This is a genomic window from Flavobacterium davisii (genome assembly GCF_019565505.1).
GTDB classification, from domain to species: domain Bacteria; phylum Bacteroidota; class Bacteroidia; order Flavobacteriales; family Flavobacteriaceae; genus Flavobacterium; species Flavobacterium davisii.
Genome location: NZ_CP067378.1, coordinates 2,031,577 through 2,057,243, shown reverse-complemented (window position 1 = coordinate 2,057,243; position 25,667 = coordinate 2,031,577). Strand labels below are relative to the sequence as shown.

22 protein-coding genes and 6 pseudogenes are annotated in these 25,667 nt (G+C 31.7%); 18 read left to right on the top strand and 10 right to left on the bottom strand.

The window, feature by feature from the left end; genetic code table 11:
• A pseudogene (locus JJC05_RS09940) lies at window positions 1–1,898 on the top strand (amidophosphoribosyltransferase).
• A gap of 342 nt (window positions 1,899–2,240) precedes the next feature.
• Here the strand turns inward: JJC05_RS09940 and JJC05_RS18860 are convergent.
• Window positions 2,241–2,588 carry a CvpA family protein gene (locus tag JJC05_RS18860; protein WP_258928511.1) on the bottom strand — a complete coding sequence of 116 codons (348 nt, stop codon included), beginning with the start codon at window positions 2,586–2,588 and terminating at the stop codon, window positions 2,241–2,243.
• Entirely contained in the window at window positions 2,582–2,812 is a 231-nt protein-coding gene (locus JJC05_RS18855; protein WP_258928509.1) for a CvpA family protein, read from the bottom strand. Before JJC05_RS18855 ends, JJC05_RS18860 begins: the two co-directional genes overlap by 7 nt.
• Window positions 2,813–3,010: 198 nt before the next feature.
• Between JJC05_RS18855 and JJC05_RS09930 the strand changes: the two genes are divergently transcribed.
• The 3 genes and pseudogenes from JJC05_RS09930 to JJC05_RS09920 all read left to right on the top strand — a co-directional run bounded on the left by JJC05_RS09930 (window position 3,011) and on the right by JJC05_RS09920 (window position 5,142).
• A complete protein-coding gene (locus tag JJC05_RS09930; RefSeq protein WP_088394792.1) occupies window positions 3,011–3,367 on the top strand; it encodes a hypothetical protein in 357 nt (118 codons plus the stop codon).
• A 97-nt stretch (window positions 3,368–3,464) separates the two neighbouring features.
• Window positions 3,465–4,483: pseudogene (gene pheS, locus JJC05_RS09925) on the top strand (phenylalanine--tRNA ligase subunit alpha).
• Between the two features lie 252 nt (window positions 4,484–4,735).
• Window positions 4,736–5,142: pseudogene (locus tag JJC05_RS09920) on the top strand (hypothetical protein).
• Between the two features lie 72 nt (window positions 5,143–5,214).
• On the opposite strand, the gene JJC05_RS09915 reads toward JJC05_RS09920, so the two are convergent.
• On the bottom strand, window positions 5,215–6,210 hold the full coding sequence (locus tag JJC05_RS09915; RefSeq protein ID WP_088393923.1) for an NAD(P)H-dependent glycerol-3-phosphate dehydrogenase: 996 nt from the start codon (window positions 6,208–6,210) through the stop codon (window positions 5,215–5,217).
• A gap of 203 nt (window positions 6,211–6,413) precedes the next feature.
• Here JJC05_RS09915 and JJC05_RS09910 point away from each other — a divergent pair, with 203 nt between their 5' ends.
• A complete protein-coding gene (locus JJC05_RS09910) occupies window positions 6,414–6,611 on the top strand; it encodes a hypothetical protein (protein WP_235877331.1) in 198 nt (65 codons plus the stop codon).
• 773 nt (window positions 6,612–7,384) lie between these two features.
• On the opposite strand, the pseudogene JJC05_RS09905 reads toward JJC05_RS09910, so the two are convergent.
• Window positions 7,385–8,547, bottom strand: a pseudogene (locus JJC05_RS09905) (iron-containing alcohol dehydrogenase).
• A 390-nt stretch (window positions 8,548–8,937) separates the two neighbouring features.
• Here JJC05_RS09905 and JJC05_RS09900 point away from each other — a divergent pair.
• The 12 genes and pseudogenes from JJC05_RS09900 (at window position 8,938) to JJC05_RS09850 (ending at window position 19,165) form a co-directional block, all read left to right on the top strand.
• A pseudogene (locus JJC05_RS09900) lies at window positions 8,938–9,630 on the top strand (NUDIX hydrolase).
• Between the two features lie 382 nt (window positions 9,631–10,012).
• Window positions 10,013–10,855: a ribose-phosphate diphosphokinase gene (prs, locus tag JJC05_RS09895; RefSeq protein WP_235877330.1), complete on the top strand. Its 843-nt coding sequence runs from the start codon at window positions 10,013–10,015 to the stop codon at window positions 10,853–10,855.
• A complete protein-coding gene (gene ybiA, locus JJC05_RS09890; protein WP_235877329.1) occupies window positions 10,840–11,370 on the top strand; it encodes a riboflavin biosynthesis intermediates N-glycosidase in 531 nt (176 codons plus the stop codon). Before prs ends, ybiA begins: the two co-directional genes overlap by 16 nt.
• A 17-nt stretch (window positions 11,371–11,387) precedes the next feature.
• Window positions 11,388–13,022: an SIR2 family protein gene (locus JJC05_RS09885; protein ID WP_235877328.1), complete on the top strand. Its 1,635-nt coding sequence runs from the start codon at window positions 11,388–11,390 to the stop codon at window positions 13,020–13,022.
• Window positions 13,023–13,063: 41 nt separating this feature from the next.
• Window positions 13,064–13,336: a hypothetical protein gene (locus tag JJC05_RS09880; RefSeq protein WP_235877327.1), complete on the top strand. Its 273-nt coding sequence runs from the start codon at window positions 13,064–13,066 to the stop codon at window positions 13,334–13,336.
• A gap of 99 nt (window positions 13,337–13,435) precedes the next feature.
• Window positions 13,436–13,570, top strand: coding sequence for a hypothetical protein (locus JJC05_RS17215; protein ID WP_258928497.1), 135 nt, complete (start codon window positions 13,436–13,438; stop codon window positions 13,568–13,570).
• The gene (locus tag JJC05_RS09875; protein WP_127823302.1) at window positions 13,567–13,881 is read left to right on the top strand and encodes an MBL fold metallo-hydrolase; all 315 of its coding nucleotides are present in this window, start codon (window positions 13,567–13,569) and stop codon (window positions 13,879–13,881) included. The genes JJC05_RS17215 and JJC05_RS09875 overlap by 4 nt, the downstream gene beginning before the upstream one ends.
• 90 nt (window positions 13,882–13,971) lie before the next feature.
• A complete protein-coding gene (locus JJC05_RS09870; RefSeq protein ID WP_235877326.1) occupies window positions 13,972–14,382 on the top strand; it encodes an MBL fold metallo-hydrolase in 411 nt (136 codons plus the stop codon).
• Between the two features lie 199 nt (window positions 14,383–14,581).
• Window positions 14,582–15,124, top strand: a complete 543-nt coding sequence (locus tag JJC05_RS09865) for an RNA 2'-phosphotransferase (RefSeq protein WP_127823306.1) — start codon at window positions 14,582–14,584, stop codon at window positions 15,122–15,124.
• The gene (locus JJC05_RS09860) at window positions 15,121–15,846 is read left to right on the top strand and encodes a metallophosphoesterase family protein (protein ID WP_235877325.1); all 726 of its coding nucleotides are present in this window, start codon (window positions 15,121–15,123) and stop codon (window positions 15,844–15,846) included. The genes JJC05_RS09865 and JJC05_RS09860 overlap by 4 nt, the downstream gene beginning before the upstream one ends.
• Window positions 15,847–15,970: 124 nt before the next feature.
• Window positions 15,971–17,419, top strand: a complete 1,449-nt coding sequence (locus tag JJC05_RS09855) for a nicotinate phosphoribosyltransferase (RefSeq protein WP_235877324.1) — start codon at window positions 15,971–15,973, stop codon at window positions 17,417–17,419.
• Window positions 17,420–18,262: 843 nt separating this feature from the next.
• A complete protein-coding gene (locus JJC05_RS09850; protein WP_235877323.1) occupies window positions 18,263–19,165 on the top strand; it encodes an N-acetylmuramoyl-L-alanine amidase in 903 nt (300 codons plus the stop codon).
• 59 nt (window positions 19,166–19,224) lie between these two features.
• Here JJC05_RS09850 and nadD read toward each other — a convergent pair whose 3' ends face one another.
• The 4 genes from nadD to JJC05_RS09830 all read right to left on the bottom strand — a co-directional run bounded on the left by nadD (window position 19,225) and on the right by JJC05_RS09830 (window position 21,840).
• A complete protein-coding gene (nadD, locus tag JJC05_RS09845; RefSeq protein WP_105195601.1) occupies window positions 19,225–19,806 on the bottom strand; it encodes a nicotinate (nicotinamide) nucleotide adenylyltransferase in 582 nt (193 codons plus the stop codon).
• Window positions 19,807–19,880: 74 nt separating this feature from the next.
• Window positions 19,881–20,249, bottom strand: a complete 369-nt coding sequence (locus JJC05_RS09840; protein ID WP_105195600.1) for a four helix bundle protein — start codon at window positions 20,247–20,249, stop codon at window positions 19,881–19,883.
• Between the two features lie 80 nt (window positions 20,250–20,329).
• Entirely contained in the window at window positions 20,330–20,905 is a 576-nt protein-coding gene (gene gmk / locus JJC05_RS09835; RefSeq protein WP_105195599.1) for a guanylate kinase, read from the bottom strand.
• Between the two features lie 74 nt (window positions 20,906–20,979).
• Window positions 20,980–21,840 (bottom strand): YicC/YloC family endoribonuclease, encoded by an 861-nt coding sequence (locus tag JJC05_RS09830; RefSeq protein ID WP_105195598.1) that lies wholly within the window; start codon window positions 21,838–21,840, stop codon window positions 20,980–20,982.
• 226 nt (window positions 21,841–22,066) lie between these two features.
• Here JJC05_RS09830 and JJC05_RS09825 point away from each other — a divergent pair, with 226 nt between their 5' ends.
• A complete protein-coding gene (locus JJC05_RS09825) occupies window positions 22,067–23,089 on the top strand; it encodes a cytochrome-c peroxidase (protein WP_105195597.1) in 1,023 nt (340 codons plus the stop codon).
• 154 nt (window positions 23,090–23,243) lie between these two features.
• On the opposite strand, the pseudogene sufD reads toward JJC05_RS09825, so the two are convergent.
• A pseudogene (gene sufD, locus JJC05_RS09820) lies at window positions 23,244–24,557 on the bottom strand (Fe-S cluster assembly protein SufD).
• Between the two features lie 359 nt (window positions 24,558–24,916).
• The gene (gene sufC / locus JJC05_RS09815; RefSeq protein ID WP_235877322.1) at window positions 24,917–25,666 is read right to left on the bottom strand and encodes a Fe-S cluster assembly ATPase SufC; all 750 of its coding nucleotides are present in this window, start codon (window positions 25,664–25,666) and stop codon (window positions 24,917–24,919) included.
• Between the last annotated feature and the right edge of the window lies 1 nt (window position 25,667).

The following is a 25,667-nucleotide window of genomic DNA, read 5'->3' as shown; positions in this document are numbered from 1 at the left end:
ATGAGCGATGCAATTAAACACGAGTGCGGTATAGCACTTTTGAGATTAAAAAAACCCTTAGAATATTATAAAGAAAAGTATGGCACGGCTTTTTACGGGGTTGAAAAAATGTACCTGCTTCTTGAAAAACAACACAACAGAGGTCAAGACGGTGCTGGCTTAGCAAGTATTAAATTAGATGTAACCCCGGAGTACGTTATATCAGTAGAATACGTTCTAACCAAGCACAACCCATTCAAGATATTTTCGCACAAATTAATTCGCGCATCAATCAAGAACTAGAATTACACCCCGAATATAAAAATAATATAAATTTATTGAAGGAAAACATTCCTTATATAGGAGAGGTTTTTCTTGGACATGTTCGCTATGGGACATTTGGCAAAAACAGCATTGAAAATGTACATCCTTTCCTTCGCCAAAACAACTGGATGAACCGCAATTTAATTGTGGCTGGTAATTTTAACATGACCAATGTAAAAGAACTTTTTGGCGACTTAGTTCGTTTAGGACAACACCCTAAACAAATGGCTGACACAGTAACCGTTATGGAAAAAATAGGTCATTTCCTTGATGACGAAGTAACCGATTTATACCAGAAATGCAAAGAAGAAGGCCTTAGCAAACAAGAAGCATCCCCTGTAATTGCTGAACGACTGGATGTTGGACGTATTTTACGAAGAGCTTCTAAAAATTGGGATGGCGGATATGCCATGGCTGGTTTAATAGGTCATGGAGACGCTTTTGTTACACGTGATCCAGCAGGTATACGCCCCGCTTTTTATTACCATGATGACGAAATTGTAGTAGTTGCCTCTGAACGCCCTGTAATTCAAACTGTTTTCAATGTTCCTTTTGAATCTATTCAAGAAATTACGCCCGGGCACGCCATTATCATTAAGAAAAACGGCCTTGTGATTGATGAAAAAATAAGAGAAGCTACTCTAAAAAAAGCATGCTCTTTTGAACGTATTTATTTTTCTAGAGGAAGTGATGCCGAAATCTATCAAGAGCGAAAAAATCTAGGAAAATTAATCCTTCCCGAAGTTTTAAAAGCAATTGAAAATGACACCGACAATACCGTTTTTTCATACATCCCTAATACAGCTGAAACTTCTTTCTTTGGAATGATAGAAGCCGCTAATGACTTCTTAAACCAACGCAAAATAAACACCATTCTTGAGCAAAAAGAACAATTATCACCCGATCGTCTAAAAGAAATCTTAGATGTTAAAATACGTTCTGAAAAAATTGCGATCAAGGATGCTAAACTTAGAACTTTTATTACAAATGATGATTCTCGAGATGACATGGTAGCTCATGTATACGATGTAACTTACGGAGTCGTAAAAAAATCTGACAATCTCGTAATCATTGATGATAGTATTGTAAGAGGAACAACCTTAAAGAAAAGTATTATCAAAATGATGGATCGTTTAAATCCTAAAAAAATCATTATTGTTTCTTCTGCACCACAAATACGCTACCCCGATTGCTATGGTATTGACATGGCTAAATTAGAAACTTTAATCGCCTTTCAAGCCATGTTAGATTTACTAAAGCAAACCAACAAATACCATCTGGTAGAAGACATTTATACAAAATGTAAAGCACAAGAACACAAGCAAGATTCAGAAGTAATAAATTATGTAAATGAGTTATATGCTCAATTTACAGATGAACAAATTTCAGATAAAATTGCTGAAATGCTAAAAGAATCTACCATAAATGCCGAAATAAAAATAATTTTTCAATCAGTAGAAAACCTACACAAAGCCTGTCCAAAAAATTTAGGCGACTGGTATTTTACTGGCAATTATCCTACGGATGGAGGAAACCGTGTGGTAAATAGGGCTTTCATAAACTTCTACGAAGGAAATAACATGAGAGCATACTAAAAGTGTATTTTATCGTGTTTTTAGGTATTTCATCGATTTTATTTCAATACCACTCCCTCTCTCCATAAATTTGAGGCACCATTACAATAAGTAGGTTAAGTTTATGGTAGATTTGAGGGCAAAAAAGACAGAATTAGGTTCTGTCTTTTTTATTTTACTCCCTTTTCAACTCAAAAATAAAGTTCATACAAATTAGATTTTCCCATTCGCTTCGAATCTAACAAGAAATCTAGGTTAAATTTAAACCATCTTCCGAAAGAACAAAAAACGCTAAAAATAACACTCTAAATGATTAATTCTTATTCCCTAAGTACAGAAAAAGAACCTAACCATTAATCAAACCTACATTTTTTCTTCACTTTTATTTTTTTCTTCACTTTTTGTAGACACTTCCTTTTTATCCCAATTTGCCGTTTTTTCTTTTAAATCAGTAAACCAATCTCCTAAAATAGGTAATAAAAAATACGACGTTTTCATACAAGGATTAAAAAATAAAGAACTTTCTTGCGTCTCCTTGCTAATCATCACATCATTTATATTTACTTTTTGAAAAAGATTTAAAAAAATACCAATTAATAAGGCCGATTTTAAAACAGCAAAAACGCCTCCAGCTAATATATTAGCCCAGCCTAAAAATGCAAAATTAGCAACACTAGAAAGTAATTTTGCAATAAAATGAATTCCTAGCACAACAAATACCAAAGTAAGGACAAAAGCAAAAACTTGAATAGTTTTAGATGACCATAAAAAAAATCTTTTAAAAGATCACTTACAGCATAAGAAAATTTAATAGCAATAAAAACGCCTATAAAAAACGCTATTAACGAAGCTAGTTCTACAAATAAGCCATTTTTTAAACCTTTATAAAAAGCAAAAACTAATAACGCTCCTATTATAATATCTACAAATCCCATTTTTCTTTTTTTCAAATATAACAAAAAGAGAAAAGAAGAAAGAAAAAAGATAGCTATGCTTTATTAGTCTTATATTTGCACAAAAAAGGGAGTATCTCTAAAAGATCGCGATCTTGTTATTTCTCCCATCGTTGAAGAGATAAACAAGACGTTAAATTACTACTTTTTAGATACTCTAAAATTATTCTCTATATTAAAATGAGTCGAGATATACAATTGAAAAAAAGATGGGAACAAATTACAAGTTTCTTATCTAATAAATTTGCAGATGGGGATGAGCTAGACTTAGACGCTATTATTTATTTAATAGGAGTACAAGAATTAGGTAAATTTAACCAGACCTTTAAGAAAGACGAAAAGGTTAATTTAATGCATATAGCCATTTGTAGATTGTTAGAACCTTATGGATATTATGAATTTGATTATTTTGATCAGGAAGGCTGGCCTCATTATAAGATAAAAGAAGAACTACCACCGTTAAAAGCAGGTGAACAATCCGTTTTAATGAAAGAAGCAATTGTAAACTATTTTGTAGAGAAAAGAGTTATAGATTAATTAGATAATGGCTACTGTTGTAATGCTATAACTAATGACTATTTACTTTTGTCTAATACCTAAAAAACCTTAAATTAGCACCTTCAAAGGAGAACCGATGATAGATAAGATTAAAGAATACATTGCAGAAGCACAAACGTTTGATACACAAGATAAGGAAAAATTAGAAGCATTCCGAATTAAATTTCTTGGAAGTAAAGGATTAGTAAAGGATATTTTTGCTGAATTTAAAAATGTTCCAAATGATCAAAAAAAAGAATTTGGTCAGATTATTAATACATTAAAAAAGACAGCCGAAGAAAAGGTAAAATCAATTCAAGAAGACCTAGAAAGCAAAGAAGAAGTTAAGGGGTTATACGGCGATTTAACACGCCCTGCAGAGCCTATTAAGTTGGGGTCAAGACATCCTATATCATTAGTTAAAAACCAAATTATTGATATTTTTTCGAATATAGGTTTCAATGTTTCAGAAGGGCCTGAAATTGAAGACGATTGGCATAACTTTACAGCCTTAAACTTGCCAGAATACCATCCAGCAAGAGATATGCAAGACACATTCTTTATTCAAACCAATCCTGATATTTTATTACGTACACATACATCATCAGTGCAAGTGCGTTATATGGAAAATAATACACCTCCGATCCGTACAATTTCTCCGGACGTGTTTTTCGCAATGAAGCCGTTTCCTCTCGTTCACACTGTATTTTTCATCAAGTAGAAGGTCTTTATATAGACAAAGATGTTTCGTTTGCCGATTTAAAACAAACCTTGTTGTATTTTACAAAAGAAATGTTTGGTAAATCAAAAATCCGTTTGCGTCCATCTTATTTTCCATTTACAGAGCCAAGTGCAGAAGTAGATATTTATTGGGGGTTAAAAAACGAAATTGATTACCGAATAACTAAAGGAACAGGCTGGTTGGAAATTATGGGATGCGGTATGGTAGATCCAAATGTATTAAAGAACTGTGATATTAATCCTGATGACTATAATGGTTTTGCTTTTGGTATGGGAATTGAGCGTATTGCCATGTTATTATACCAAATTGGAGATATTCGTATGTTCTATGAAAATGATGTACGTTTCTTAGAACAATTTAAATCAAGTATATAATAACTATTAAATCTAGATTCAGTATTTGAAATCTATTCTAAAATTATTTTTTTAATAAATTAAAATGCTTACGGAAAATCCTGTATAGAAGAACATATTATTACATGAAGTAATAAAATCAGTATACATACTTGAATTTGAAACAAATAAAACAGAATAGATTCCCAAGATTGACTTTAGATTAAAGTCAAAAATAAAAATCAAAAGTTTAAAAATCAACTTTTGATTTTAGCCTTTAAACTAAAGACTAAAATGAAAAAAGACATTATAATCCCTAAAGTAGAAAATGTATTTTTAGCCGCTATACAAGAATGGAATGATGACTTTATGGATAAAGTATGGAACGTCTACCTAATTAATGATTCCGATTACGATTTAGAAAATATTATAGTAGTTTCTAAAGCTTATGGTAAAATAGAAGGCGAAATGCGTAAAACATCCTTATTACGTCACGGATTTAAAGCTTTACCAAGTGTTTCTGCTTTAAAAATAGAAATGATAGAAAATAGTGTTTTAGTACTTAATAATGAGTTTATGGTGACTTATTTTATAGGAAACACACTTTATGATAAAAATTCACTTTTCGCTCCAATACAATTAATGAGCGAGCTACAGAAGAAGTGCCTCATATATGGCAAAATGGAGTGGTCGTAAAATAAATAAAAAGAAGAGAAAAGAAGACTATAAATTTCAGTATTCTTTTCTCTTTCTTTTTTATATTGCCCTAAAAATCAATCTAATTTTTCAGTTAGTTTTTTAAAGACCTTTTTAGCCTCTTTACCCTCATACAAAACCTGATAAACAGCATCTAATATAGGTGTTTTAGCTTGGTATTCTTCATTTAGTGTCCAAGCACTTTTAGTAGCATAATACCCCTCAGCAACCATACTCATTTCCATTTGAGCTGATTTTACAGTATATCCTTTGCCTATCATATTACCAAACATCCGATTTCTTGAAAAAACAGAATAACCTGTTACAAGTAAATCACCTAAATAAGCTGAATTGTTTATATTACGTTTCATACGATGTACTTGTTTAATAAATCGTTTCATTTCACGAATGGCATTACTCATTAAGACCGCTTGAAAATTATCACCATATCCTAATCCATGGGCAATCCCAGCTGCAATGGAATAAATATTTTTTAAAACTGCAGCATACTCTGTACCTACAATATCATCTGAAGTTTTAGTTTTAATATAATAACTAGAAAGATTAGTAGCTACAATTTTTGCTTTTTCCATATCCCCACAAGCTATAGTTAAATAAGAAAGACGTTCTAATGCAACCTCTTCAGCATGACAAGGTCCTGTAATTACCCCTATATTTTCATAAGGAATAGAATATTTTGTGTGAAAATGTTCCCCTACTATCAAGCTACTTTCAGGAACAATTCCTTTGATAGCAGAAAAAACTACTTTATCTTTAAGATCTTCCGTCATTTTTTCAAGTTCCGTACTTAAAAATGCAGAAGGTATTGCAAAAATCACATAATCAGCGTCTTTAATCGCTTGATTAATATCATTAGTAAGTTGTAATTGGTTAATATTAAATGCTACAGAACTTAGATAATTAGGATTATGTTTGTGCAATTTCAAATGCTCTAATGCGTAAACACTTCGCATATACCAAGCAATTTGATCTACATTTTCACATAACATTTTTACGATTGCGGTAGCCCAACTACCACCACCAATAACAGCAAATTTGGGTTGTGTATTCATATTTTATTACTCCCGATCAATTTTACCACGCTCAGGATAAACGCTTCATCACCTATCTATTAGATTAAGATAAAATATCTTTATGCGTAAAGATGCAATTCTAAATAAAAATCCAAAGTTACAAAAAAATGGCACGTATATTGGTTAGCTAAGTTAGGAAACTTCAAATTCTTAATAGTATGAAAATGATAAAAATATTTTTATTGATAATAATAATACCCTCCTTATTTCAGTCGTGTACTAACGAAGCTATAATTGAAGACCATAGTGAACCGGCTGCAACGAATACAAGCATATCAAAACGAATAGAAAGTTATGATTTATGGTATATAGATTATAATGCTACAGAAGGTTCAGGTAATATCCCTTTCATAACACGCGCTTTCACCATTTCTTTTTAAATGGAGCTTTATATACTAATAATAACTTAGCAGGAATCGGCTCTACAGGCAATGGATTTGGAACAAGAGTAGGAGCGTATAATTACAACTCCAATTCTATTCGTGTTTTTCACGATGTATACGGAACATTTGAATTACAAATAAGCCAACTAACAAAAAATAAAATAAGATTATATGATCCTTTTCGCAAAGTAAGCTACTACTTAATAGGGTATCAACGAAGTAACTTCGATTACGATAAATTATTTAATGATAATATTCATTACTTCTTACAAGAATACAAAGCATGGGAAAAAGTATATACCAGCAGAATAGGAGCTTTAAATGATTTTGATAAGGAAAATTTTATACAATTTTTAGCAGGAGGAACTGACAAACGTTTTCGTTCATCTAAAGATTCACCCAGAACGAATGTAAACAACATTTATTGGGATTTTACAGGTCTGTACGGTATTTCAAATAATCTGAATCCATACACTAAAAAATTAACATTAGATTATGATTTTTGGGGCAATGAATCTTTCACACTAAGCGTTATTAATGACCATCGAATTCGATTGTTTCATAATACAAGTGGAACAACGTATGAGTTTGAAGGGAGAGGATTCATTGAATATCTTCGATTGACTGTTAGCAAAGCAAAAACAGATGTAGAAAAATAATTGGGTTAAAAGTTAAGTTACGTTTTGTTTTTGGTGTTTAGTAAAAAAGCGCACATTGAGTAAATCAAGTGCGCTTTTTGAATTATAATTCAAGTTTTTTAAAAAAACGTTTTAATAGCTCATTTCTATGATAGCTCTTACTTTTTCAGGAGTAATATTTTGTTTTTCCCCTAAAGCTTCCCAGCCTCTTTCTTCAAAACGATTCACAACAATAGAAGCTGTTTCTGAGTAGTTTTCTGTATTTTCAGATAAACGAGTAAGCATTCCCATTACATGAAAAAATGCCGTTGTCTTTTCAATTGCTTTTTCAGCAATTTCATCGTCAGATCCAGTCAAATTCCAAACTCTTTTTCCATATTGTGCTAATTTTTCTTTTTTCGTATCAAACATTACTCTATACAAATTAGGCCCAATAATTGCTAAAGTTCTAGCGTGATCTATTTCATATAAAGCCGTTAATTCATGACCTATCATGTGGGTAGCCCAGTCAGAAGGTACTCCCTTTTGAATTAATCCATTCAATGCCATTGTACAACACCACATAAAATTAGATGCCAGTTTATAATCAGCTGGATTTTCAACTATTGAAGGTCCTATTTCTACTAAAGTTTGTAAGATACTTTCTGCTATTCTATCTTGTAATAACGCATCATGTGGATAAGTTAAATATTGCTCCATAACATGTGTAAAAGCATCTACTACACCATTTTGTAACTGACGTTTAGGTAATGATTCTATCACTGTTGGATCACAAATAGAAAATTGCGGAAATAAAGCACTACCTCCTAAAGTTAGTTTTTCTTGTGTTTCTTCAATTGTAATTACAGCACCCGAATTCATCTCAGATCCAGTAGCAGGTAAAGTTAAAACAGTTCCAAAAGGAACTACCTCGCTAAGCTCTTTAAATAACACTCTTTGACGAAGAATTTCTACTTCATCTCCTTGATATTTAACGGCTCCCGATATAAATTTAGTCCCATCTATTACACTACCACCTCCAACAGCAATAATAAAACCTATATTTTGTTCACGAATAATCTGAACTGCTTTCATCAACGTTTCAAAACGCGGATTGGGTTCAATTCCTCCAAATTCGACCACATCAAATCCCTTTAAAGCAGTTTTAACTTGATCATAAATTCCGTTTTTAAAAATACTCCCCCACCATATGTAAGTAAAATCTTGGTGTTTTGAGGAACTAATTCTGTCAATTTTGTTATCTGCCCTTTCCCGAAAATATAATTTACAGGATTGTATAACTCAAAGTTTGTCATGTTTTTTGTGTTTAAAAACATAAAATTAGGAAACAATTTATCGGGATATTATAAAATAAAGTTAAAATTCAATAGAGAATAGCTTCAAAAATATAAAAAACTGTATTGCAGTTAATTAGCTTGTTAATCCAAACCATTCATTTGTTTAAAACATAAAAATATAACCTAAATTATATTGAAAACGGAATTTTGCACTACATGAAAATCTTTCAGATTTCCAAGATTAATACTTTTTGTATAGAGAATGAAAATCCTCTTTTACTTATATACTTTTACGACATCATAATTTTAAAATCTGTTGTACGATAATATCGTACAACAGATTTTAAAAATGCCTTTTTCAAAAAATTAAAACATATTTTCTAATTTTGCGTAAAATACACGCAAGATATGAGTTTCTCACAAAATATAAAAATAGCGGTCGATGCAGTCGTTTTTGGCTATGCAAATTCATCATTATATGTTTTACTTATCCAACAAAAATTTGGTACAGATACCTTACATTGGGCGTTACCCGGAGGTTTAGTAAAAGCCAATGAACCTTTAATCGATGCAGTTAAGCGTGAATTAAAAGAAGAGACTAATGTTACAGTAAATTATATTGAGCAACTTTATACTTTTGGCGATGATGTGTATCGCGATTCTCGTAACCGAGTAATATCGGTGGCCTATTTTGCGCTTGTTAATCCATCTAAATTAAAATTAATTGCCGATACGGATGCTGACGCTGTTTGCTGGGTAAAAGTAGATGAAATACCAAAAATGGCATTTGATCATAACAAAATTGTGTCTAAAGCATTGGAGCGTTTGAAAGCCAAATTAACTTACCAACCCATAGGTTTTGATTTGCTCCCTCACGAGTTTTTATTTTCTGATTTGGAACATTTATATACTTCTATCATTGGAAAAGAAATCGACCGACGAAATTTTAGAAAAAAATACTCAGTTTAGGTTTTATAGAAGAAACAGATCATATACATCACCCCAAATCGGGTCGCCCAGCTAAATTTTTTTAAATTTAACGTTGCTAAATACGAAGAACTTTCTAAAGACGGAATGGTTTTTGAAATCAAGTTTGCGTAAAGCTTTTATTTCAATAAACTTTTGTTATTGAATTAATTAATAATTCATATAGCACATTTAAAAATTACCACAGATACACCGATTAAAATCATTCATTTAGTTTATTTTATATTTATTACACCCAAGTTTAAAACATAATATAAATTTGGAAGGTAATTATTGCAAAATCTGTGCATCTGTGGCAAATGAAATTATTTTATTATAGTAGTAATACAATTCTTAAAAAAATATACGTTTTAAAAGATGTTATCTGTGCTATCTTATAAACCATTCAACGATTAAATTTTTTCAAAATTAACTTTGCGTAAAAAAACACAAAATATTTTGTCAGTAAAAAAATACGTTTTATATTTGCGTAACATTAACGCAAACCTATATAAATATGTTCGTATTAAATTTAGATAAAGACTTCACTCCCTTTGGAATACAAAACCAAATTGAATGTCAAACATTCACTTTTTCTGGAGGAGAACCACATATAAAAATTCAACCGTTTGATACTACTCAAAAAGTTATCATTACACATCGTGCAAATAGCTTTAACGATTTTGGATTAATCATTTTAACGATTGATGCCTTAAAAAGAATGGATGTAAAAGAAATTGAACTTTTCATTCCGTATTTTCCAGCAGCAAGACAAGATCGTGTGATGATTCCCGGCGAACCACTTTCAGTTAAAGTATATGCTGATATTTTGAATAGCCTCAATCTTTCTAAAGTATATGTTTTTGATGCGCATAGCGAAGTAACTCCAGCCGTTCTAAACAACTGCCAAGTGGTTACCAATTATAAATTTATTGAAAAAGTAATTGAAAACATAGGACAAGAAGTAATTTTAATTTCACCAGATGGTGGCGCTTTAAAGAAAATTTACAAAGTGTCTGAATATTTAGGCGGTGTGGAAGTAGTTGAAGCAAGCAAAAGCCGCGATGTAAAAACAGGAAAACTAAAAGATTTTAAGGTTTATACCGATGATTTACAAGGAAAACCTTGTTTGATAGTAGATGATATATGTGACGGAGGCGGAACTTTTATAGGATTAGCCGAAGCATTACAAAAAAAGAACGCTGGCAAATTATATTTGGCCGTAAGCCACGGAATTTTTAACAAAGGATTCGATCAATTACAAATTTTTGAAAAAATCTTTACGACCAATTCATTTAAGGATTTTGATAATGAAAAAGTAGAAACAATTAAGATTGAAATGAAATGCAATACACAATAGAAAATATAGATAAAAATGCGAAGTTCCTTTTCTTTTGGGGGCATCAACCTTCAAATGACGGAAGTATAACCAAAACTTGTTTTAGTCAATGGTGGCAGAGTTCATTTACTGTGGACGGGATTACGTATCCCACTGCCGAACATTGGATGATGGCACAAAAAGCGAAATTATTTAACGATGAAGAAATGTTTGATAAAATCATCAAAGCAAATTCTCCTCATCAGGCTAAAAAATTAGGTCGATTGGTAAAAGGTTTCGATAATGAAATTTGGAATGCCCAACGTTTTGATATAGTAGTTCAAGGGAATTACCATAAATTCTCTCAAAATGAAGCATTGAAAGAGTTTTTACTAAATACCAATGACAGAATCTTAGTCGAAGCGAGTCCCGTGGATAAAATTTGGGGTATTGGTCTCACAGGTGATGACCCAAAGGCAAATAATCCTAAAACTTGGAACGGACTAAATTTATTAGGATTTGCATTGATGGAAGTGAGGGATGAATTAAATAAATAATCAAATAAACACAACAAATGATAAAGCGCGATATTGATGATTTAGTTTATATATTGAATGAAATAAAACCTAATTCAAGTAAACCAAAGCCGATAGTTTTTATAGGAGCAGGAGCATCTGCCTCAGCAGGAATACCACTTACAGGTAAGATTATTGAAGACATATTGGAAAAATATAAAGAAAAGCCTTTAATAAAACGAATAGATAAAAGTAAAGAATTAAGCTATTACGAATTGATGAGTGCTTTGTCTGCTGATGAACGTAGAGAACTTTTTTCAAACTATATAAATAATGATAACGTTAAATTGAATGTAACGCACATCTTTCTTGCACAATTATTATTAGAGGGGTATGTAGATTATGTATTTACGCCAAATTTTGATGATTTGTTATTGAAAGCATCAATATTGTTTAATAAAATTCCACCCGTTTATGATATAACACACGGTAATGAATTTACTACAACTAATTTTCAAAAGCAATCTATAACCTATTTACACGGTCAACATTTTGGTCAATGGTTATTAAATTCAAAAGGAGAACTTGACAAAACTAAAAATATTGTTCCTTCATTATTCCGTATGGTTTGTAATCAACGAACGTGGATAATCATTGGTTACAGTGGTGAGGATGAGTTGTTAGACGAAATAGCAAAATTTGAAAGTTTTGATAATGAATTGTATTGGGTAGGTTATAAGGAAAATGAACCGAATGAGAAGGTAAAGAATCAATTGCTAAATGCACCTAATAAAAATGCATACTTGATTTCTGGTTACGATTCAGATACTTTTTTTCTGGATTTACATTCTAAATTAAAATTGAAAACACCAGAAATTATCAATAGACCTTTTACCTATTTATCAAGTGTTATTGAAAAAATTAAAGATGTTGAAGAATATAAAATGACAGAAAAAAATTATATTCAAAATTTTGATTTTTTTAAAAATAGATTAGATCGAAATAAAGAAATTACGAACAATGCAATTGAAGAATATGAGAAAGCTGAGGAATTTGAATTAGAGGGTAAAATCTATGATGCCATTTTAAATAATAAGTTTGATGAAACTTTACATTTTAAAGAATTAGTAGAAAGAAGTTATGAAAATTTAAAGCCTTTATTGTCAAATTTATATTATAGGTGGGGAACTTTTGAAGGAACAAAATTTAAAGAAACAAAAGATAACATACAGCTTCAGATAAGCATCGATAAATTTAAAATTGCTACAGGCTTAAATGATAATAATTATGAAATTTATTTTAACTGGGGTTTAAGTTTATATAGTCTAGCTAAAGGCTTAAAAGTTCAAAAAGTATATCAAGAAAGTATAAAAATCTATGAAAAAGCTCTTATGAAATATTATGAAAAATATTCAATGAATAATCATAAAATTTTAAATAATCTAGCTGTATCTATTTTTGACTTAGCAATATTAAAAAATGACAATAAGCTTTTGAATGAAAGTATTGAAAAATTAGAAGAAGCTCTAAAAGTTAAACCTGACTTTATCTTGGCACATAGAAATTTGGCAAATTTTTATCAAAAAATAGGGGAAGAACAAGATGATGATAATTATTTAACTAAAAGTGTTTCAGCATATGACAAGGTAATCCAACTTGCTTCACAAAAAGGAAAGATGATGAAGAATATATAAGCGATATAGATTATGTTAATTGGGGTTTTGCGTTATATAAATTGGCTAAAAACAATGAAAGTTCACTAGAAGATGTGATTGAGAAGTGTGAGCAGGCATTAAAATTTAATTCTATTAATTCATCAGCTTATCAATTGTTGGGATTGACATTTTCAAAGATAGCGAAAATTAAAGGAGATATTGAGATCTATAAATTAAGCCTTCAAAAGTTTGAAGAAGCATTAAAAATAGATAATAGAAGATTTGAAGTTTTAAATAGTTATTCAGCTACACTAATAGAAATTTTCAATTTCACCAAAAAGATAAATACTTGAAGGAAGCTAAAAAAATGCTCAAGAAGCTTATAATCTAAATAACAAAAATTCATATAATCTTGCTTGTTGCTATGCGTTAGAGAACAATAAAAAGAAGCATTGAAATACCTTGAAGAAGTGTTAAAAAATAAATCAGTTTCTATTAAGCACATTTTAAATGATGATGATTGGGGAAATTATAAAGATGATACTGAATTTATTCAATTAATTGCAAAATACAATATAGTAAAATGAAACTCACCATACACGGCTATTCTACTGCATTATTTGCCACTTGGTATGCCATAGAAGAACTCGGAATTATTTTTGATGCAGGCGACGGACTCGTTTCTGGCTTGATGGGAAAGTGCGGAAAGTTCAAAAATCTCTTTATTACGCATCCAGACAGGGATCATCTTACGGGTTTATTAGCATTCAATCAAATGTATGGGTATAATAAACCAACGATTTATTATCCAAAAGATTGTAAATCTTTCCCGTTTTTGGAGACGTTTACAGCAAATTTTGATCCGCAATCAAAAGGGCACCCAATGGATAGGCATTGAAGCTAAGGAATTGGTAACCTTAAAAGAAAAATTAGTAGTCGAAGCCATAAAAACGAACATATTTATACACCCAATGGTGAAAATAAAAGTTTGAGTTACAAAGTTTGGGAAACCAAAAAGAAACTGAAACAGGAATTTTTAGCTTGTTCGGCTAATGAATTAAAAGAATTACGAATACAAAAAGGAGAAACAGCACTATTCAAGGAACAAAAATCACTACTTCTATCCTATTCAGGCGACACCCCTGTAACGGATTACCAACGGTATAACGGTTCAAAAGTTTTAATTCACGAAGCCACTTTTTTAACCAAAGAAGAGCAAGTCACTAAAAATGACAAAAACCAACATAGCTCACTGGAAGAAGTAATGCAAATGATCGCAGAAATTGAAGTCGGAGAAGTTATTTTAGGGCATTTTTCATCACGCTACGCCAACGAACAAATTATCGATGCCATCAAAAATGGAGTACGCATTACAACATCAAAGTACCTATTTATTTGATGCCTATTGGGAAAATGAAAAAGGATATTTTGAATGGGAATACTGTAAATTAAAAACCTAAAAAGTTGAATTATAAAAATTAAATACCACAGAGAAGTACAGAGAAATAACTCAGAGATTCACAGAATTTTAAAAAAAACTTTGTGTGACTTCGTGAAAAAACTTTGTACAACTCTGTGTAACAAAAAATAAAATTACAATGAACGAAAAAGAAATAAAAAATATAAGCAAATTCCTGAGTCTAATTCTCAGACATTCACCCGAAACCATACATCTAAAGTTAGATGAAAACGGATGGGCAGATGTAGAAGAACTCATTACAAAATCGAACAAAAATCGGAAAGCATTGGATTTCGAAACACTTCAATATGTTGTTGAAACCAATGACAAAAAACGATTTTCCTTCAATGAAGATTTAACAAAAATCAGAGCCAATCAAGGACATTCCATTTCAGTCGATTTAGAACTTCAACCACAAACCCCACCGGATGAATTATATCACGGGACTGTAGCTAAATTTATGGACACCATTTTAAAAGACGGATTGCAGAAGATGAGTCGGCAACACGTACATCTAAGCAAAGACAAAGAAACTGCAATCAAAGTAGGAAGCCGTAGAGGAGCAGCGATCATTTTAAAAATTAATACCCACCAAATGGTAAACGATGGTTATCTGTTTTATTGTTCCGAAAATGGCGTTTGGCTAACCGATGAAGTACCACCAAAATATATTCAGCGATGAGAACACTAGTTTTTGGCGATATACACGGAGGACTTCGCGCCTTAGAACAATTGATAGAAAAAGTAGGAATTACTCCAACTGATAAATTAATTTTTCTTGGTGATTACGTCGATGGGTGGAGTGAATCTGCCCAAACCGTAGAATATCTTATCCAATTAAGTAAAAAATATCATTGTGTTTTTATACAAGGAAATCACGATTTGTGGTGCGGACGTTGGTTAAACTTGGGAGTATCAAACCCAGTTTGGGAAGAACACGGTGGAAAAGCAACCATTCAGAGTTATATCCAATCAGGTTTACTAGCTTCCGCTGAACACAAGAGCTTTTATCAAAATCTCCAAGAATACCACATCGACAAGGATAACCGACTTTACATTCACGCAGGTTTCACCTCTATGCACGGAGTAGAAAAAGAAGAAAACCGATTGGATTTTTGTTTTGACAGAACCCTTTGGGAAATGGCATTGACAATGGACAAACGAATTAAAAAAGATTCCAAATTGTTCCCAAAGCGATTATTGCATTACCACGAAATCTTTATTGGACATACACCTACACTAAATTATGATGTTGATGTTCCTATGCAAGGTTGCAATGTTTGGAATATCGACACTGGAGCTGGTTTTTCAGGAAAATTAACCTGTATGGATGTTGCTACGAAAGAGTTTTGGCAAAGTGATATCGTGTGGGAGTTATACCCAAATGAAAGAGGGAGGAATTAAACGCCCCTTAGTGTAACTTTGTGAAAAACTTAGTGCACTTTGTGTAACTGTTTTTGGGTTACACAATGTCACACAAAGTACAAGCACAAAGTTTATAGAAGTTTTTAATTTTATAAAAGAATATATGAACCCATTATTATTAACAGACGGCTACAAAGTAGATCACCGTCGTCAGTACCCAAACAACACCACTTTAGTATATTCCAACTGGACGCCTCGTAAATCCAGAATAGAAGGGGTAAACGAAGTCGTATTTTTCGGCTTACAGTATTTCATCAAGAAATACATTATTGAAGATTTTCAAACCAATTTCTTCAACCAACCCAAAGAAACTGTGGTGTCGCGTTACGCCCGACGTATCAACAACTACTTAGGCGAAAACCAAGTCGGTACAAAACACATCGAAGACCTACACGATTTAGGTTACATCCCAATGGTTTTCAAAGCCCTACCCGAAGGAGTGAGCGTACCTGTTCGTGTGCCAATGTTCACGATGTACAACACCAAATCCGAATTCTTTTGGTTGACCAATTATTTCGAAACCCTATTATCTGCCGTGGTTTGGTTGCCTTGTACCTCTGCAACTATTGCTAAACAATACAGAAAAGTATTAGGTGCTTATGCGCAAGAAACATCTTCCATCCCCGAATTTGTCGATTGGCAAGGACACGATTTTTCAATGAGAGGAATGGGCGGAATAGAATCGGCGGTGATTTCAGGAATGGGTCACTTGTTAAGTTTTACAGGAACTGATACCATACCAGCGATAGATGCATTGGAAACCTATTATAATGCCAACTCCGATGCTGAATTAGTGGGAGGATCCGTAGCAGCAACAGAGCATTCTGTAATGTGTATGGGAACAACCGAAGGCGAGTTTGAAACCTTCCAACGTTTAATCTGCGAAATTTACCCTAAAGGAATTGTATCCATCGTTTCAGATACTTGGGATTTATGGAAAGTTTTAACCGATTATATGCCTCGACTAAAAGAAACGATATTAACAAGAGAAGGTAAAGTAGTCATCCGACCTGATAGCGGGAATCCAGTACTAATTTTATGCGGTAACCCTGATGGAAAAACCGAACAAGAACGCAAAGGAGTAGTAGAATTACTTTGGGATGTTTTTGGAGGAACGACCAATGCCAAAGGGTATAAAGAATTAGCAGCACAAATTGGCGCTATATATGGCGATAGCATTACAGTTGAAAGAGCCACTCAAATTTGTGAAAAGCTAAAACAAAAAGGGTTTGCTTCAACTAATGTCGTGTTAGGAATTGGCTCTTATACCTATCAATATAACACCCGCGATACCTTTGGTTTTGCAATGAAAGCTACTTATGGCGAAGTAAACGGCGAAGGACGCGAAATTTTCAAAGATCCAATTACAGATGACGGTACTAAAAAATCAGCTAAAGGATTAATGAAAGTCGTTTTAGAAAACGGAACGTATCAGTTAATAGATCAAGTTTCTTGGGAAGAAGAAAAACAAGGCGAATTAAAAGAGGTTTTTCGTGATGGGAAATTGACAATCGACCAAAGTTTAAGCGAGATTAGAAGCCGAATCAAATAATAAGTTTTTAACCACAGATGCACAAATGCAAGAGATATTCAATAAGTAATAATTAATCGTTTATTTGTCACTTCGACAAAAGGAGAAGTCACATTACGAATATTATGCGAATTACTTTGTTAATCTAGGATTGTTTTCAAATAAGGTGAAATAAAGTTATATCATTTGAAAATTGAATATCTGTGCATCTCTGGTTAATAATTACAAATAAAATCAATGGAAGGAATCCTGTATATAGAAAATTTCATTAGAAGGCAGAATGAGTTTGACTTTTAGGAAAATTAAATAAAATAGAAATAGACAGAGAAAAGTTCAAAAAATTATTAGGAACAAATTGGTTCAGATTTTATTTAATTAGTATATTTGAATTTATAAATCAATCGCAATACAAAAGATTCAATTTTTATCTTTTTTAAGATTCACTTTGTTTTCACTTAAACTAATTGGGCAAAATTCAATAATGGATATGGCAACAATGAAAGAATGAGCCTAATAAACCAAATGAGCCTAAAACTACACAAAGCACTCTAAAACCGTCCTCTAGTGAAGAAACGGCTAGCAGAGTAATGGAAAATCTTAAAACAGAAATGAATTTGGATGCTTTGCAAGAGATTGTTATTAAAAACATTTTGATCCAAAGTCTAAATACGCGGACGTAATTCTAAAAAAAGGTTCTAACGAAAGTAAAAGCGAGGGTATTAAAGTAATCTCTTAAAATACCGACCAAAAACACTAGAGTTATTAAATCCAGATCAAAAATATATTTACAAAAAAATTATTGCAGTAGGATTCAAAAAGAAATAAAAGAAGCCATACTAGCTATAACAACTAATCAACTTACAAATGTACAAACAACTTTTACTTAGTATTACTTTGGGCTTACTTATAAGTTCATGTGGAACTAATCCTTATAAGGAAAGCAATAAAATATACACGCAACAACTAAAAGTTTTACAGCAAAAACTAGCCGAAAAAAAAGCTATTACCCTAAAAAAAGTAGAGACTAGCACCACTTCTTTGGACACGCTTTACACGAAACAAATTAAAACCCGAAAGGATTCTATCTCTAAATTTAACCCAACTGCGTCAGAAAATGTAACGACAGAATGGATTGGAACAGTAAACTTTAATCTAAGGAAACCAAATTTTGTAATTATACATCACACCGCACAAGATTCTTTAAGACAAACATTGAAAACCTTCACATTAGCAAGTACACAAGTTAGTGCACATTATGTAATCGCAGAAGATGGAAAAGTGGTACAAATGCTAAATGATTACTTAAGAGCATGGCATGCAGGCAGTGGAACTTGGGGAAGAAATAGCGACATCAACTCTGCTTCTATTGGGATTGAACTTGACAACAATGGACTTAAACCCTTTTCAGAACAACAGATCAATAGCTTATTAGCTCTATTAACAAAATTAAAGAAAGACTATAATATTCCTACACAAAATTTCATAGGTCATTCTGATATTGCTCCAACTAGGAAAGTAGATCCTAGTGCTTTATTTCCTTGGCAATTATTAGCTGAAAAAGGTTTCGGAATCTGGCCAGATGCACTATTAGAAACAGCACCTACAGATTTTAATGTCGAAATGGCTTTACGCATAATTGGGTATGATACCAAAAACTTGAGTGCCGCAATCAAAGCGTTTAAATTGCATTATATCAAAACAGAAATCGACTCGGTTATAGACCAAAAAACATTAAATGTTATCTATGCGATTTATAAAAAACAATAAGAGTGTTATCTAAATAAAAAAAGGGGTGAATATCACCCCCTTTTTCTTTATTACTTAATTTATTTCCTATAAAACAAATTATGCTCCACATAACCCCAAACTTTATTGGGTAGCATGGGAATTACATTTTTGTTATTCTTAATACTTTCACGGATAAATGTTGAGGATAGTTCAATGACAGGTGCATCTACTCGGTGAATTTTAGGGTGAGCCACAAATTGACTATCTAGTATTTCCGAATTCATTCTTGGATACACATAGATTTCATGATTTTGAAGAATGACCTCATAGTTCTTCCATTTATGAAACGAATTTAAATTGTCTTCACCCATAATCAGCGAAAACTCATGATTTGGGTGTTTTTCTTGTAAATGAGCCAATGTATTTACGGTATAGTTAGGTTGTGGTAACTTGAATTCAATATCACTGGCCTTGATTTTTGGATAATCTTCAGTTGCTAAATGTACCATGTGTAAACGATGGTAATCCTCTAACAAAGTGTTTTTCTGTTTGTGAGGATTATGAGGTGTAACGACCATCCAAATTTGATCTAAATCAGAATGCTCCGCTATATGATTAGCAATAATCAAATGCCCAATGTGGATGGGGTTAAAAGTTCCAAAGTAAAGTCCTATTTTCATTTTTTGGTTCTTAGTCCTTAGTTCCTAGTCCTTAGTTCAGTATATGGTATTGCTCAGGACAAGTAACCAAGTATTTATAACTCTTTAAGTGATTTAGAGAATGCATTTAGCATTTTAGATTCTTCTTCTATTAAAGAAATAACTTCTTCGAATAAAATTTCGTCAGTAATAAAGTTTAACTCTTTGGCTATGAATATTTGTGTTTCCAATTCATTTAAAGAACCTCTGGAAATATTCAAAAAATGACCAAAAGATTTGTCAGTTCTTCTTCCAAAACCCTCAGCAATATTTGATGGAATTGAGACTGATGCTCTTTTAATTTGACTAGTAAGTGCATAAATCTCATCTCTGGGAAATTTTTCAGTAAGTTTATATACTAGAACTACTAATCTGATTCCCTTTTGCCAAATAATTAGTTCTTTGTAAGTATTCACTCCACTCATTAGGTGTTCTTTTAATGTTTTATTACTTTTTGTAAAAACTAAGTACTGTGAACTAAGTACTGTGAACTAAGTACTGATTACTATTTGGATATAAACTCCTTAACCAATTCATACGCTTCTTGCTTTGCCACATCAAGATCATAATTTTTAATGATGGTGTCAAACTGTGGTGCTGTAGCTAATTCTACGTGTGCTTTAGCAATACGCATATTAATTTTGTCTTCACTTTCGGTTGAACGTTCTTTTAAGCGACGTTTTAATTCGTCCACACTTGGCGGTTTCACAAAAACAGCCAATGTTTGTTCAGGGAATTTCTTTTTGATACGTAACCCACCTGCTACATCAATGTCGAAAATTACATTTTTACCCATAGCCCAAATACGTTCTACTTCCTTTTTTAAAGTACCATAAAAGTTGTCACGATACACTTCTTCCCATTCTACAAAGTCTTCCGCTTTAATATGCTTTTTGAACTCTTCAATTGATATAAAATAATAATCTTTACCATTAATTTCTTGTCCACGAGGTTCACGCGTGGCTGCGGAAATTGAAAATTCTAAATTTAGTTCTTCAATCCCTAATAAATGTCTTACAATAGTGGTTTTTCCAGATCCTGATGGTGCTGAAAATACGATTAATTTGCCTCCGTTATTCATAATTTAGTAATTAGTGAAAAGTGAAGAGTGATTAGTTTTGATTTGCTATTTACTAATCACTCTTTACTCATTACTTATAAAACATTCAATACTTGTTCCTTAATTTTTTCCAATTCATCTTTCATCATTACAACTATTTTTTGCATTTCAGAATGGTTTGATTTAGATCCCATTGTATTAATTTCACGTCCCATTTCTTGCGTGATGAATCCTAATTTTCGTCCGTTAGCTTCATTTCCATTTAACGTCGTTAAAAAGTAATCTAGATGATTTCCTAATCTAACTTTTTCTTCTGTAATATCATATTTTTCTAAATAAAATATCAATTCTTGTTCAAAACGATTTTCATCTACAGTTGCTTCAAGTTCATCTAAAGCGGTACGTAACCTTGTTTTTACAGTTTCTATGCGTTCGGGATCATAAGATACAGCACGATCCATTAATTGTTGAATATTAGCAATTCGTGTTTTAAATTCATTTTCAAGAGCTTGTCCTTCGTCTTTTCTAAATTGATTGATATTAATCAGTGCCTCACTAATAGTTTTTTGAATTTCAGCCCATTCTGTTTCTTCTATTTCTTCACGTTCTGTTTTTAAAGCATCTGGCATACGTACTGCCATCTTCATTAATTCAGTAAGATCTGCTTCGGGTAGTATTTCTTTCATTTGGGCTATATAAGCCTTTATGATAGGAGCATTTATTTTAGAAGTGGTTTCTTCACCTGTTACTTCTAGATATAATGAAAAATCAATTTTACCTCTTTCTAAACTTTGAGAAATTTGATTACGTAAGCCAAGTTCCATCTCACGATAAGTAGAAGGCATACGAACATTTAAATCTAAACCTTTACTGTTTAAGGATTTAATCTCAACGGTAATTTTTTTGGTAGGCAATTGTAATGTTGCTTTTCCAAACCCTGTCATTGATAGTATCATTCTTTTTTATTTGGTCTCAAAGATAATTATTTTTAGTTGTAGTTATCGATTCTTTGTGTAGTTTTCGAGGTTAATTTTCAAGTGATAAAAATCATTTTTTTGGTTATAAAAATGAAGTAATTTGGTACAAATTAAAATAAACAACTACGAAATTGTATCAATAATAAAAAGTGGTAAAAGCTTTAATAGAGATAAACAATTTCCTGCTATTAACTAAATTTTTTTTATGAAAAAAATCGTATTTTTAATTCCGCTAATTTTGACCACTTGTAAAAAGGATCATCAAGAAGATTTCTCTAAACCAACTGAAAATAAAGAGTCTAGGAGTGAATTATTAATTCAATCTTCTCGTTTTTTCAAGTCAATTTCTACAGTTTCGGAAGAGAATATTCCCGAAGAAAAAATCAATTTGGGTAAAAAATTGTATTTTGATTCTTCGCTTTCTAAGAATGGAACTATTAGTTGTAACTCTTGTCACAATTTAGAAAATTTTGGTGTTGATAATAAACCATTATCTTTAGGAGATACCAAAAAAATGGGAGGTAGAAATTCGCCTTCTTCTTTGTATGCTTCCCTGCATTCCATGCAGTTTTGGGATGGAAGGGCAAAGGATGTAGAAGAACAAGCAGGAGGACCTTTGTTAAATCCTATTGAACACAGTATTCCAAATAAAGAGTTTTTGGAAGAAAAATTACGTAAAAAATCAGATTACATAATGTTATTTAAGAAGGTTTATCCAGATGAAAAACAACCTATTACTTTTTTAAACATAACAAATGCAATTGGAGCTTTTGAAAGAAAACTACATCCTAAAAGTAGATTTGATGCTTATTTAGATGGAGATGAACAGGCAATATCCGATACAGAAAAAGAAGGACTGAAATCTTTTATGGATAATAATTGTGTAATGTGTCATAGTGGGGTTGCTTTAGGAGGGCAAATGATGCAAAAATTCGGAATTTATGGGGACTATTCTAAACTTACACATAGTAAAAAAATAGATAAAGGTGTTTTTGAAAGGACTAAAAAAACAGGTGATGAATTTATGTTTAAAGTACCTAGTTTGAGAAATGCTGAAAAAACATATCCTTATTTTCATGATGGTTCCGTTGCTTCATTGTCAGAAGCTATTAAAATAATGGGGAAGGTACAGCTCAATAAAGATTTATCAAAACAAGAAATTAGTAGTATTGAAGCGTTTTTAAAGACATTAACAGCTGAGGTAGATACAAAGTATAAAAAATCATAAATATACTTATAAAGGGGCTATTTTGTAAAAGTATAAATTAAGGCATTTTTAAAACCCCGTTTTAGTTATTCTTGCTAGAAACGGGGTTTAATATTTTCAGAAAAATACTTGATGTAATTTTAGTTATTTGTTTTTAAGGGTATTTGTATTTTTTTTACAGATCAAAACCCATATTGACACCTAATTTAGTGGCAATAATTTTTCCAATTTTTTCTTTTAATTCAGGTATTTTAATGCTTGAGGTTACTTCGCTAGTAAAAGCATACATTAATAATGCTTTAGCTTCTTTTTAGGAATCCCTCTTTGTTGCATATAAAACAAGGCTTTTTCATCTAACTGACCAATTGTGCATCCGTGTGAACATTTTACATCGTCAGCAAATATTTCTAATTGTGGTTTTGCATTTATCGAGGCTTTTTCGCTTAGCAAAACATTATTATTTTGTTGGAAAGCATCTGTTTTTTGGGCTTCTTTTTCAACATAAATCTTTCCATTAAAAACACCTGTTGACTGATCATCTAAAATACATTTGTAATTTTGATGACTCTCGCAATTGGGTTGTGCATGTTGCACCAAGGTGTAATGATCTACATGTTGTTTATTTCCAATAATTGTAATTCCTTTTAAAGTAGAGTCAATACGCTCTCCTTGGTGATAAAAATTTAAATTATTACGTGTAATGTTTCCCCAAAAGAGAATGTATGTACGGAAACTCGACTTTCTTGTTTTTGAGCAATATAAGTATTGTCTACCAAGTTAGCTGATTGTAAATCGTTTTGAATCTTATAATAATCAACAATTGCTCTTTTTTGAGCAAAAACTTCTGTCACTGAATTAGTAAAAACAGGATTTTCATGTAAACTCTGATGACGTTCTATAATTTGTACATGTGCATTTTCGCCTACTACTATTAAATTACGAGGCTGTACCATTAAGGCACTTTCGACTCCAGTTGAAAAGTAAATGATTTCTATTGGTTTTTCAACCACTTTACTTTTTGGGATATTTACATAAGCACCTTCGTAAGCAAATGCTGTATTTAAGCTTGTTAATGTTTCTTCTTTGCTCGCAATTTGATTAAAGAAGGTATCAATAACCATTTTATATTTTGGTTTTGTTAGTGCTGAAGACATTAAACAAACATCTAATCCATCATGTGTAGTTGATGATAAGAAGGTACTAAAAACACCGTCAATAAATACTAATTTATAAGTATCTACATTGTTAACGAAATATTTTTTTACATCCTTAATTTCTACTGCATTTTCTTTTTTAGGAAAAATACTAAAATCGTTTTTTAGTACCGCATTTAACGATGTATACTTCCAAGCTTCCTCTTTTTTGAGGGGAAACCATTCGCTTCAAAATTCTTTAATGCTGAAGTACGAAGATCATGTAATTCGGTTGTTACATCTACCTTCTCTTCAAATGCCATAAAAGAGGAAAGTAATTTTTCTTTTAAATCCATATTAACTGTCGAAAGCCGAAAGTCGAAAGTCAAAAGACGTTCGTAACGACTATCCTATTTTGCTAAATATTTAATAAATCCGTTTATTAACCTCGATGTTTCTAAAACTTTAAAAGCTCGTCTTTTAAAGTTATCTTCATTAATATAATCTAAATCAAAAGTTAAACATAATCATGATTTTACTTTATTACTAAGGCTTTAGCAGTGTAAAGAAAAAGGATCATTTTTTATCTGTATTTCTTTCAAAATTTCCAGCAATATTAGAAGAATTTAAAAAACATGTTCTTCTAATTCATTTGTTAAAATCAATTTTTATTTGAAATTATCTTAATTTACTTTTGACTTTAGACTTCTGACTGTTATATTAATTCATTTTTAATCCAATCATACCCTTTTTCTTCTAATTCAAGGGCTAATTCTTTGGTGCCTGATTTTACAATTTTACCATCCATTAGTACATGAACAAAATCTGGAACAATATAGTCTAACAGGCGTTGATAGTGTGTAATTACTAAAACCGCATTGTTTTCATTTTTTAATTTATTCACCCCATTTGCTACAATGCGTAATGCGTCAATATCTAAACCAGAATCTGTTTCATCAAGGATTGCGATTTTTGGTTCTAGCATTGCCATTTGAAATATTTCATTTCGTTTTTTTTCACCGCCAGAAAATCCTTCATTTAAGGCACGAGAAAGGAATTTTCTATCCATTTCTAACAATTCTGATTTCTCACGGATTTTTTTCAACATTTCGTTAGCAGGCATTTCTTCTTCACCATTTGCTTTACGTTTTTCATTAATAGCTGTTTTAATGAAATTGGTCACTGAAACTCCCGGAATTTCGACAGGATATTGAAAAGATAAGAAAACTCCTTTGTGTGCTCTTTCTTCAGGAGCCATTTCTGAAATTTCTTCACCATCTAAGATAATTTCACCTTCCGAAACTTGGTAATTTTCATTTCCTGCAATGATGGAAGAAAGTGTTGATTTACCAGCACCATTAGGTCCCATAATTGCGTGAACTTCTCCTGCTTTAATTTCAAGGTTTATACCTTTTAATATTTCTTTGTCTTCTACCGAAGCGTGTAAGTTATTAATCTTAAGCATT